At 65.3% G+C, this 11,181-nt stretch carries 13 protein-coding genes; 8 read left to right on the forward strand and 5 right to left on the reverse strand.

The genetic code is table 11. The features are described from left to right. Positions 1-30: 30 nt before the first annotated feature. The 3 genes from ACFV15_RS31670 to ACFV15_RS31680 all read left to right on the forward strand — a co-directional run bounded on the left by ACFV15_RS31670 (position 31) and on the right by ACFV15_RS31680 (position 2,747). Positions 31-1,089, forward strand: coding sequence for a hypothetical protein (locus tag ACFV15_RS31670; protein WP_378354892.1), 1,059 nt, complete (start codon positions 31-33; stop codon positions 1,087-1,089). Positions 1,090-1,431: 342 nt separating this feature from the next. Continuing rightward, positions 1,432-1,860: a hypothetical protein gene (locus ACFV15_RS31675; protein ID WP_378354893.1), complete on the forward strand. Its 429-nt coding sequence runs from the start codon at positions 1,432-1,434 to the stop codon at positions 1,858-1,860. Positions 1,861-2,357: 497 nt separating this feature from the next. Further along, positions 2,358-2,747: a hypothetical protein gene (locus ACFV15_RS31680; RefSeq protein ID WP_378354895.1), complete on the forward strand. Its 390-nt coding sequence runs from the start codon at positions 2,358-2,360 to the stop codon at positions 2,745-2,747. Between the two features lie 79 nt (positions 2,748-2,826). On the opposite strand, the gene ACFV15_RS31685 is transcribed toward ACFV15_RS31680, so the two are convergent. After that, complete coding sequence (locus ACFV15_RS31685; RefSeq protein WP_378354897.1) at positions 2,827-3,219, reverse strand: RidA family protein; 393 nt, start codon at positions 3,217-3,219, stop codon at positions 2,827-2,829. A 17-nt stretch (positions 3,220-3,236) separates the two neighbouring features. Further along, positions 3,237-3,590: an antibiotic biosynthesis monooxygenase family protein gene (locus tag ACFV15_RS31690; protein ID WP_378354899.1), complete on the reverse strand. Its 354-nt coding sequence runs from the start codon at positions 3,588-3,590 to the stop codon at positions 3,237-3,239. Positions 3,591-3,805: 215 nt separating this feature from the next. Between ACFV15_RS31690 and ACFV15_RS31695 the strand changes: the two genes are divergently transcribed. The 5 genes from ACFV15_RS31695 to ACFV15_RS31715 all read left to right on the forward strand — a co-directional run bounded on the left by ACFV15_RS31695 (position 3,806) and on the right by ACFV15_RS31715 (position 7,648). Then, entirely contained in the window at positions 3,806-4,537 is a 732-nt protein-coding gene (locus tag ACFV15_RS31695) for a GntR family transcriptional regulator (protein ID WP_378354900.1), read from the forward strand. Next, the gene (locus tag ACFV15_RS31700) at positions 4,530-5,390 is read left to right on the forward strand and encodes an arginase family protein (RefSeq protein WP_378354902.1); all 861 of its coding nucleotides are present in this window, start codon (positions 4,530-4,532) and stop codon (positions 5,388-5,390) included. The genes ACFV15_RS31695 and ACFV15_RS31700 overlap by 8 nt, the downstream gene beginning before the upstream one ends. 158 nt (positions 5,391-5,548) lie before the next feature. After that, positions 5,549-5,776 (forward strand): hypothetical protein, encoded by a 228-nt coding sequence (locus ACFV15_RS31705; RefSeq protein ID WP_378354904.1) that lies wholly within the window; start codon positions 5,549-5,551, stop codon positions 5,774-5,776. A 916-nt stretch (positions 5,777-6,692) separates the two neighbouring features. Beyond that, positions 6,693-7,148, forward strand: a complete 456-nt coding sequence (locus ACFV15_RS31710) for a hypothetical protein (RefSeq protein ID WP_378354906.1) — start codon at positions 6,693-6,695, stop codon at positions 7,146-7,148. Between the two features lie 59 nt (positions 7,149-7,207). Then, positions 7,208-7,648: a hypothetical protein gene (locus tag ACFV15_RS31715; protein WP_378354907.1), complete on the forward strand. Its 441-nt coding sequence runs from the start codon at positions 7,208-7,210 to the stop codon at positions 7,646-7,648. 448 nt (positions 7,649-8,096) lie between these two features. Here the strand turns inward: ACFV15_RS31715 and ACFV15_RS31720 are convergent, their stop codons facing one another. From ACFV15_RS31720 to ACFV15_RS31730, 3 genes are all read right to left on the reverse strand, one after another. Beyond that, entirely contained in the window at positions 8,097-8,549 is a 453-nt protein-coding gene (locus tag ACFV15_RS31720; RefSeq protein WP_378354909.1) for a GNAT family N-acetyltransferase, read from the reverse strand. Positions 8,550-9,298: 749 nt separating this feature from the next. Beyond that, the gene (locus ACFV15_RS31725; protein WP_378354915.1) at positions 9,299-10,258 is read right to left on the reverse strand and encodes a tyrosine-type recombinase/integrase; all 960 of its coding nucleotides are present in this window, start codon (positions 10,256-10,258) and stop codon (positions 9,299-9,301) included. 62 nt (positions 10,259-10,320) lie between these two features. Next, positions 10,321-10,785: an AbrB/MazE/SpoVT family DNA-binding domain-containing protein gene (locus ACFV15_RS31730; RefSeq protein ID WP_378354911.1), complete on the reverse strand. Its 465-nt coding sequence runs from the start codon at positions 10,783-10,785 to the stop codon at positions 10,321-10,323. Positions 10,786-11,181 lie beyond the last annotated feature (396 nt).

Below are 11,181 nucleotides of genomic sequence, written 5' to 3' on the forward strand. Positions count from 1 at the left end.
GACGGAAAATAGCTCTGAGGGAGACATCCAGTGAGAATGATCGAATGGCTTTCTCGGCTGTCGTTGTCGGTGGCATTGGCGATTACCGCTGCTGAGCTATCGACTGCCAGTCAGGCATACGCAGCGACAGAAGCCGCACTGCCGCTGCCCAGCTACGGCGACATAGCCGTCGACGAGGCCCGTCAGCAGGTGTTCATCACCGGCGGCCCGGCGGCGAACTCGATTCTGGTTACCAACTTCTCCGGCTCGGTCACCAAGATCATCGACAACGAACTCGGCGCCACCGGCCTCGAACTCTCCGCCGACGGCACCAAGCTCTACACCGCGCTCGCCGCAGGCGACGCCATCTCGGTGATCGACACCGTCACGCTGGCCGAGATCACCCGCTACCCGACCGGTCCGCAAAGCTGCCCGACGCATCTGGCACGCACCGGGCCCGTGCTCTGGTACGGCTACGGCTGCGACGGCACCTTCACCGGCAAGATCGGCAAACTCGACTCGGCCGCCGCCACGCCTGTTCCGGTCGGGAACCAGCAGGGCAACGTCCGGTTCCAGCGAGCGCCGCTGCTGAGCTCCGCTGGCACGGAGACCGGGCCGCTGGTGGCCGGACAGCTCGCGCTGAGTTCCTCAATGATCCAGGTCTACAACCCCACCGGCGGGGTACTCACCGCCGGTGCGAACGGGGATGTCGTCGGCTCCAGCCTGACCGACCTCGATCTGACCTCGGACGGAACCGCTCTCTACAGCGCCGCAGGCTCCCGCGATCGCGTGGACGCCTTCTCATCCGTCGACCTCGCACGCAGCGGGGCCTACAGCGTGCGCCCGCGACCGAACTCCGTCGCACTCAACGGAGCGAACACGTACATCGCGACCGGTGCCATCACCGGCGACAACAACGATGTGCTGCTTTACAAGGTCGGAACCAGCATGCCCGCCAAGACCTTCGCGCTCGGATCGGGTGAGGTGGTCGCGCCACGCGGCCTTTCCTGGGCCGGCAACACCAATCGCTTGTTCGTCATCAGCCAACGCGACAATCAGCCGCAGCCCAACTTGACGGTGATCGTGTCGCCGCAACCTCCCGCGGTCTAGGACGGACCGGTTCCGCTGTTGCGTGACGCCGCTGCGCGAGCCGCCCAATTGCAGGCGGCTTTCGAGCGGCCTGACAGCGAGGCTGTGCGGGAGCAACTTCACGCTGGTACCTGCCCTCTTCGGGTTCTTGATCATTGTCTGATTCTTGGTCCTGAGCGAGGACCTCCTCCAGTACACGCTGGACATCTCTACAGGTGGCTTGGAGGAGGGTCGCGTGTGATCTGAGCGGTCCAATGAGGACTCTCGTGGGCTGGGGCGGGGCTACTCATCGAGCACGATGTTTTTTATGATGACTTCCATGACTACCAGAAGGATCAAGTCGACTACCTAATCGCGCACGGCGTGGCCGAGAACGCTGGAGGCCATATCCGGCTAGCAAGTGCCGACCAGTTCGTGGTGCTGCGCGATCTCTACGAGTTGGAAGCGGCAAGTTACTACCATCACCGCAAAGGTGCGCGCGAAGCAATCGATGAGATGGTCACAAAGGGTTGGCTTGTGCGGGCCGAGTCGCTGTTGTCTAAGCCTGAAGCAAACTACTTCAACTACTGCCTCAATCATCAGGACTTCAGCGATGGCCTGAACCTGCGCAACAGGTACCTGCATGGCGCAATTCTTGACGTCGCGGATGAAGAGGAGCACTACCGGACCTACATCACCGCGCTCAAACTACTGGTTGCGCTTGTGATTAAGATAAACGATGATCTCTGGCTGCGCGAGAGTGAGGAGCTCGCTAACGGAACCGAGGCGACTCCGTCTGAGCAGGACTGTTAGCCCGGATCTTTCGCGTGGGTGACGGCCTGGCTTGAGACTGTGGTCGGTGGTTGTTGCGTGTCGGCCCACGACGCCTGCCGTCGCGGACACACCGGCTTGACCGGGTACGATATGCATGCCCCACCTGCCATCGCAGCACTTGGTCGTCGGCGACGTCGAACCGCCGCGTGCCGCCAATGCGAACAGCACGGCCGCGACGGCCAGCAGCACGCCAATCTGCCCACGCCCCGACCCGCTCCGCTGAAACGTCGTTCAGGCAGGTGCCCACACCACCACCACGAGAACCCGCCGCCCGACAAAGCTCGAACCCACTCGTCGCAGCTGGACAGCTTCAGCGATCTTCAGCGCGCGGTCATCGACAATAGCGGATGTTCGACCGCAAGGGGCTACGATCCCGAACCAGATGATCGTTCTGGAGTAAGACGAGTGCTTACAGCCAGGCTGACGGCTATGCCTGCTCACAGCCTCAGAGCTATGCCGGCGTGTCGGCTTGCTTGGTGCAGAGAAGCTCCCAGCACTTCAAGGCCTGGCCGCTCGACACCGTCATCGCCGAGCTCACCCGAGGCCAGCCCTACCGGCATGTCATGGGTTACGAGCTGGGGGAGAGCCGCCGCGCCGATCGCGACGCCCGGTACAACACCGCGCTGCGCACCGGCGAATACCCGCTGCGCGAGTGGGGCTGGGATCGCGCCCGAACGCAGCGATTCCTGCAAGACACGTTCGGGGTGCAGGCGTGGGTCAAGTCGGCGTGCGTCTACTGCCTTCTCTCTGCTTTGCTGCCGTGTCTCGATAGGTCTCCATGCGGGTGGCCGTGTCCCGTAACTGTGTTGCAGTGCCGTCTGTCTCGGATGTATGCACTGTGTGTGGAGTTGATCTTCTTCTCGTGATGCTGACGAACAAAACCACCAATCCCAGACGACCCGGAATCCGCCGATTAGATCCGGACAGGGGACCGCAGGCGCGCCACTAGACCACCGCTATCGCGTCCACTTCGATCAGGTAGCCGGGCGCGGCGAGAGTCTCCACCCCAAGCAGGACGTCGGCGGGTTTGTGGTCGCCGAAAAGGCCAACCCTGGCCCGCTCGATGACGGGCAGGTACTCCCTGCGGTGCCCGACCACGTAGATCGTGATCTTGGTGACCTGATCCGGTCGCGCGCCCGCGGCGGTGAGGGCCCGACCGAGGTTGGCGAAGACCTGCTGGGCCTGCGCCGCCAGATCCCCGGGGTGGATCAGGTTGCCATCGGGGTCGTCGGACATCTGTCCGGCGACGAACACCATGCGGCTGCCCGTCGCGATGACGACGTGGCTGTAGGTCTCTGGTTTGTCCAGTCCGTCTGGCTGGATGATCTCGATGGCCATCGGCGTGATGTCCGCTTTCAGTTGGTGGTCGCTGGAAAGGCCTGCTCCGTGAGCCGGTACGCGAGTTCGAAGTGGGTGACGTGTGGATCCGGTACGAGGCCGAAGTGATCGTCACCGGGGTAGTCGCGGGCCGCGTCGGTGTCGTCCCCGGCGTAGCGCCGCACGGCCTCGCGGTCGGCCCAGGTGGTGAGCAATGTGATTCGGACGCGGTCTCCGTCCGGCTGGTGCAGAACTGTCGCGTCGAGAAAGCCTTCGATATCACGCATCTCGGCGACCGCTTTGGCCAGCAAGTGCCGGTGGAAGGGTTCCGCCTCGCCAACGGGCACCGAACCCTGCCACATTCGCACGACCGGCCGCTGAGTGCTCGACATGGGCTTTCCTCTCCTGGGCGGCGATCGCGATGATCAAACTAGGCCACCAATGCGGTGTCGCGTCTTGCCAGATTGCCGGACAATATGACAATCTTGCTCACCGCAGGCCGAGGCGTCAAGATAGGAGGCTGGGTGGTCCGGGTCTTTGACAGCGCTGGCGTCGGACGGTTCGCCGATGTGCACGGCGCCGGCCGGGATGTGCCACTGGGAGGCCGGTGACCGTGACGAACCCGATCACCGGCCTTGGCGCGAGCATCCAACGGCAGAGCACCACCGGGCAGGCCGTCGATGCCGTCCGGCAGGCTATTTTGTCCGGTCGGCTGCTGCCGGGCATGCCGCTGCGTGAGGCAGCCCTCGCCACCGAGCTCGGCGTGTCCCGCAGTACCGTGCGCGAGGCCGCGCGGACCCTCGAAGCCGAGGGCCTGGTCCGCTACCAGATGAACCGCGGCATTGTCGTCGCAGCCATCACCGGGCCGGATGTCGTCGACATCTACGCGGCCCGCGCCGCCGTGGAACTGGCCGCGGCCGACGCTCTCACCGCACACCGGGACCCGGCGGTCTACGCGAACCTCGCCGACCTGGTTGACCAGATCGAACGCGCCTTCGACCGCGGCGACACCGCCGCCGTGCTCGACGGTGACCGGCTCTTCCACGCCACCCTGGTCGCGGCCACCGGCAGCCCTCGACTCCAGCGCTTCTACGGACAGCTCCAGCAAGAGCAGCGCCTCGCCCTGGCGCTGGCCGAGCAGGCTAGCCGTGAACTCGGCCGCACCGCCGACGACCACCGCCAGCTACTGGACGCGCTGCACGGCAGCCCGGAACAGGCCAGGGCAGAACTCACCGCGCACCTGCACGCCGGCGCCGCCGAGCTGCAACGGCTGCTCGACCTGCTCGCCCAGCGCCGCCAACTCACTCATCGCAAAGAAACAGAGGCACGGCATGACTGACCACAACACCGGCCGCGCCTGGGATCTGATCGTCACGCCTTGGCACCTGGATGAGCACATCCCGGCCTTCCCCATCCCGGTCACCGCGACCCAGGTCATTCCCCCGCCACTCCCCGAAGGCCCGGTTGCCGTCCGCATGAACCGGCTGCACCAGGCAGCCGCCGACGCGGTGGCGCAGGCCGCCAGGCCCCTGGTCCTCTCCGGCGACTGCCCCACTGCCCGCGCAGCGGTGGCCGGGATCCAGCGCCGCCACCAGGACCTGGCTGTGGTGTGGCTCGACGCCCATGGCGACTTCAACACCCCTGCCATCACGGCCAGCGGCTACATCGGCGGCATGGCGCTGGCCATGCTGACCGGCCGGGCACCCGGCCTCTTCGACGACCCCCTCGGCCTGCGGCCCATCCCGGACACGAGCGTCATCCTCGCCGACGCCCGCGACCTCGACCCCGCCGAGCGCGACGCCCTCGACACCAGCCAGGTCCGCCGCGTCCCCGCCGACCCGGCCGCCATCACTTCCGCCCTCGGCGAGCTCGGCCCCGCCCCGGTCTACCTCCACCTTGACATCGACGTCATCGACGGCGCCCAGATCCCCGGCGCCCGCTTCCCCTCCAGCCTCGGCCCCTCCCTCACCCGGATCGAGGAATGCCTGGCCGCCGTCTGCGCCACCGCCGACGTGGTTGCCGCCTACATCGCCTGCGCGTGGCTCCCCGGTCGTGTCAGCGACCCCACCACCCGTGACACGATCGCCAGGTTCACGCGGGCACTCGGCGCGGACCTGGCATGGCACGAGTCGGCTGGCCAGCGGCCGGCAGAAGGGGGGCAACAAGTCGTGAGCCCCGGGATCGGTTCGTGACCGCGATTACCTCTCGTCGGCATGAGCGAGCATGTCTTTCGGGAAAGCGCTGTTGATGGTCTAGAAGCGGACAACTCCAGGGATCTCCGGCGCCGATCCGTGTCGCACTGCCGCCGGGTGGCAGGTCGAGGAAGTCGATCAGGCGTGGGTCTTCGTCGATGGCGTGGTGCAAGTGTCCGATCGCGCTGCATGACGTGGTCGGTGACCCACCAGATGAACGGCAGGTCCTCATCGGCGCGTGCCTGGTCCGAGGTCAGGTCTGGGCCGCCCTGCGGCACGCGTTTGAACGGTTCGTCGGTCAGCGAGAACGCATGCCCGTCCGCGTTGTCGAAGATGACGGCGTGGAAGGTTCCGCCGCCGAGGTTACCGGCGCCGATCCCGACTGACAGGCGAGCGACGTGTGGGTCTGCCCCGGTGGTCCAGCCGAGTGCGTACGGTGCCAGGTCACCCTGTGGGCCGATGAAACTCCCCTACCGCACAGCGATCGAGGCCAGCAGGCTGGTGCGTGCCTCCAGCGGCCATCGCTGATCAAGACATCGCTCACACAGCAACGCAACCAAATGAGATGCGGTCTTAGCCGCCGGAGCTCTTGATCATCTCGGCGGGTCTTGCCGCGCTGCGGGGCTAGTTGGGGGCGTCGATGCTCGCCTCCGCATGCTCGGCGAGCATCGATCCGGCGCGCCCGCCGCAGCGCGCCCGCCGGACTGGCTCATCCACTCAGCTCTCGCGATATTCAGCGCAGGCTAGGTCAGGGTCAGCAGCACGGACATGAGTCAGGCGACGTCTGGTTCGTAGCGTCAGGCGTGACCGTGCGACGTAGCTGAGTCGGCACTCGGGCGAGACGCAATCATCGGAGCTCGATCTGATCGGTTTCAGCCCAGGTTGAAACCGTCGCTGGGATGGACATCTACCTGATAATGTACGTCGCATTAGTCGAGAGCATTGGGGTTCGCGATGGGGGATCAACGTCGGGTTTCGGCTTTTGACGCGTCGCGCGATGCTTGTCGAGGTTTCTTCAGCGGTCGAGCGGTGCCGCAATACTGAGCCGATTCAAGAACATTCTTCGCCCACCGGATCGAGGCACACCCAGAACGGCTTCAGAAACCGACCCGCAAACCCGGGACCGTTTCCGGCGTCACATCCGCCGGGGTAACGGATCTGGGCCGGCCTGGCTGTCCGATACGCGCGGAGCACTCTGCGGCTAACGGATAGAGAGGTTGATCCGTAACTCATACGCTGGAAGCGAGCTCAGACCACAGTATTTACCGACGGTCTTTCTGACCGAAATCCGAAAGGTGCAGCATGTCATTGCAGGAAAAGCAGAATCGGAAGACGTGGAGGAACCGGCTGACCCGACGCGGTCTCGCCCTAGCGGGAGCGGGAGCCGTTCTGGCCACCCTGGCGTCCGCCACGCCCGCCCTCGCCGCGAGGGGCGCGGGCTGCACCACCATTCAGAACAAAACGGGGTTGCTGTGCGTTGAATGGGACGCCCAGACGACCAAGTACCTCAACACCATCACGGGGGACTTCGATGCCCCCGTCTGGGGTGTGGGCAACCCGCGCATCGAAGTCCGGGTCCTGGACGCGCAGAACAAGGAGATGTTCAAAAGGGAACGCTCGTGGGGCGGTAACCGGCGCAGCGAGGAAGCCGTATTCGAGGTCCCGGTCATGATGCCTCGCGACGCATCGCGCGTGTGCGCGGTTCTCTTCGAAGGGGGCGGCTACATGGACATGGCCTGTAGCCCGGTCTACACCTGAGCCCGGCACGCATGCGCCGAGGAACTCCGTACACCCTCTCCGAAAGGAAGTACAACAGCATGAAACGCCGTATGGCCGCCGCGATGGCCTTGGCCGCAGGAACCGTCCTGGCCGGAATCGTCACCGGCCCCGCCTCCGCCTCCGCGGCAGACCCCGACGAGCGCTGCCAGGAGGCCAACTATCCCTCGGTTGCCTTTTCCCACAAGGTGTGCGTGACCTTCTCGGGGAACGGGAGCGGTGTCCCTCCGAGCGACGTCATCAGGATGAACGTCCGTTCCTCCGGCCGAACGGGAATTGGCCACTGGGAGCTGTTCGGCCCGCACGGCACCATCAGGAACAGCCTGGACGGGGAATGGAAAGACCGTACGCATGACTGGGCCGGATACCAGGACAGCTCGTTCGGTGACCTCTGGTGCGCGGTCTTCTGGAGGGACGGCGGCGGCGGCTCCGGTTACTACCGGGCTACCCCGCCGGTATGCGTGAAATCGTATTACCCCTGACCTGCCGCTCCCGGCGGTTCCTTGAAGGCTTCAGAAAGTACCGCCGGGCCCTGGTTCGTTCCGTGAGGGCTAGTACTCCAGCTGTAGCTCGTGATCGAGTGCTGGTCGTTGGTCGTCTCTGGTAGTGGCATTGGCGAGCGCGATGTTGGTGGCGGCGTCGCCAGGCTGACCAGCCCAGGACGTCGATGAGGGCGCGGGTGGGTTCGAGGACGAGTTTGTAGTAGAGGTGCCTGATTTCGTTGCGTGTCAACGGGATCAGGCCCTCAACTGACGGGGTGCCGCGGGAGTGGGCGGCGGCCGCGGCGAGGAAAGCGTGGGGGAGCGTCGTCCAGCGAGGTCGGTCAACTGCTGAACCTGCCGACGGTGGTGCCGAACGTCCGCTCATCGGCATGAGAGGGCGCGCGACCTGATAGACGTTTCCCTTGCGAGCTGAGAGCGGCCGTGTGGGTCAGCCGAGGAAGTACTCGGCAACCGTCTGGCCATTGAAGATCTGTCCGGTCGGAGTGAAGCCCATCCGCAAGTAGAACGGTTCGGGGCTGCCGGGGCCTGGCACCCAGAGGACAGTGGCTCTGGTATGACCTCGGCGGCGGGCCTCGGCGCAGAGTTCCTCGACGGCGAACCGACCATAGCCGGTGCGCTGATGGCCGGCCGCGATGTTCAGTCGCCAGATGCCACAACGGAAGTAGTCGATCGGACAGTTCGGATCGAAGCCGCCCATGATGAACCCGACGAGTTGATCGTCGTTGTAGACCAGCCGGGGCCATGCGGCCTCAGGTCGGGCGTACGCCTCGGCGAGAGACAGCGCGACCGGTGCGACGAATTTCTCCTGCCATGGCTCGACTTTCAGCTCGCAAGCGCCTTGGACGTTGTCGGACGTTACGTTTTCCAGTCTGAGAGACATGGCCGGGAAGTCTGGACGGGCGCCGGGACGCATGTCCATGCACGAGCGGGCGGGATCACATCTTTGTGCTGAGCTCGGACGTTGCTTAGTCCCAGCAGTTGAAGAGCGCCTCGCCGAGGGTGCTGGGCCTCCTCTTCGTGTTCCCCCGCTCAAGGTTGGACTACGGCTCGGCCTTGATATCCGCCGATCGGCCTAGGCGGGGCCAGTCAGCTGGGTTCTCGGCGAAGCGTCTCGATCCGATGAAGAAGCCATAAGCGAGGGTGCTCGCGTCGGAACCGTTTCGGGTCGGGTGGCGTCGTAGCTGGGGTTGAAGGGGGTTGCGGTGCCGGATGGGGTTCCATTGGTGGCACAGGCCAAGTCGCAGATGGCGGCATCCACGTGCATTGAACGGCAGCGGTTTTCCTGCGGATTCTCTGTTTTCGCAGGTCAGGGGCTCGGTTGAACCTCGCTGGCAGTTAGGGGGTCAGCAGACGGAGTTTGCTGCCTGGGGGCAGGCTCCACCTTCGTGGCCGATCTGGAGGTCCGTCACGGGTTCGTGGCGGCGTCCATGATCATCATCGAGGGTGCATTTATGGTCCATAAACCACGCCGAATGACGCCGATCGACGCCGATTCAGAGCGTGAGCGAATGCAAACATTGCAGCTAGATCGACTGAGGACGACCCAGGGCCACAGTCGGCTGTTAACCGGAGGGTTCTTGGTTGGAATCCAAGCCGAGCGGTGGATTCTCGGTGATCTGTATCGGTGCGTCAGCTGAGTGGGTGTGGCTCTCCGGTGAGGGCCGCGAGTGCGGCGGCGACTTCTTGGATGGTGGCGCGGACGTAGGTGGTGGTGGTTCCGGCGTCGCTGGTGCTGTCGGTGTGTCCGGCGAAGGCGCGGGCGACGGCGTAGCCGAAGTTGCGTTCGACCCAGGTGAGGGTGGTGTGGCGGAGCCAGTGGACCGAGATCTGTTGTGTTGCCACCCAGGGGAGGTGTTTGCCGAGGCGTGTCCAGAGATGGTCGTAGCGGCGGCCGGTGATCGGCCTGCCGTTGGTGTAGCGCAGCAGCTGTCCGGTGTGGGGTGCGTGCCGGTCTGCGGCGTGCCGCTGCAGGGGGGCCATGAGGGTCGGGGACACGGGTTGCCAGCGGACCGTTTCGCCTTTTTCGCGGAGGAAGATCAGGCATTGAGTGGGGTCGAGGTCTTGGGGGCGCAGGGCGAGTGCGCCGCCGCGGCGGCAGGCGGTTTCGGTGTGCAGGCGCAGGATGAGGCTGTCGAGTGCGGGGTCGTTGCCGGTGGTGGCGGCGGTCTGGTTGATCTCGTCGAGCCGGGTGTCGGCGACGGCGCGTCGGGTGGAGGGCAGGCGGCGGGGTTTGGCGACTTTGGCGGCCGGGTTGTTGGCGTGGTCGATGAGTTCGTCGTCTTCGGCGTGGCGGTAGAGGCAGCGCAAGGCCGCGATGAGGTGTTCGCCCGCGCTGCGTCCGCCTCTGGCGTTGCGCCGGGGGACGACGTTGACTTTCACGTGTTCGACGAGCTGCTTGATCTCGGACGGGGTCGGCTCGTCGAGACGGCGGTAGCCCCAGTGTTCGAGAATGCGGTCCCAGTAGGAGCCGTAGACGCGGCGGGTGCCGTCGGTGACGGCGGCGGAGACGATCGGGATGTACTCGGCGAACGTCGGTAGCTGCGGCCGTTGTGTCGGCGCGGCGATGAGGTCTTCGACGGAGAGCCCCATCCGGGACAGCAGCAGACGAGCCGCGTCCAGATCCGCCGGGGACGCGGCGTGGGTCTGTGTCGTCACGCGAGTTCACCGCCGAGGAGCTCGGCATGGCGCTGGGCGAGCAGGTCGTCGAGCGCCGCGGGCGGGTGCACGACGAGCAGGTCCCGCGCGGGATCGGCAGCCAGGAGCACGCGGTCGCCGGGAACGAGGCCGCTGTAGTGCCGGACGGGTGCGGGCAAGCGGAGGTGGCCTTGGTTGGTCACACTGAACATGCCGTGCGCGGCGCTGGAGCGGATGACAAGCAGTCCGCAGTTTTCCGTGATGTCGAGGCGTGTGCCGGCTGTCCATCCGAGTGCGCGCAGGATGGCGTGGTCGGCGACGCGTCCGCGACGATCCACGGCGGCTAGCCCGTATACGGCGGCGCTGGTGCGTGGTGTCGGCACGGATGCCAGTGGCAGCCTGCGGCGCGGTGCGGGCGATGCGGTGGTTTGCCGCTGGGATATCGCTGGGAGTGCGAGCGGCGTGATGATGGGGCCGCTCACGACAAACACCCCCACCGGCAGCGATGGGGGTGTGACGACAACTCTGAATCAGAGTGTTGGAGTACCTTTGACCACAGGTACGTTGCGTGTCGCACAAGTGCGACGATCAAGTGTCCGAGGGGGGATTGAGACCCTCAAACCCGTGCTGTGGAACGGGTTTGGTTCCTCGGAACCAGATACGTGCGTCATCCCCGAATAGGGGAGCGGTCGCATAAGGGAAGACTAGCAGGCGATGTTGGTCGGTGTATGAGGTTCACCCCGAATGGTGAACAGGGGCTTACGAGGGTTCAGGCAGCCATGCGGAGTGACTGCTCGAAGTTGTCGGGACTGAGCATCCCGATGGCGGAGTGCCGCCGGATACTGTTGTAGAAGATGATCCATTTGTCAATCGCGGCA

The sequence above is a fragment of the Amycolatopsis sp. NPDC059657 genome (assembly GCF_042734395.1).
Lineage (GTDB): Bacteria > Actinomycetota > Actinomycetes > Mycobacteriales > Pseudonocardiaceae > Amycolatopsis.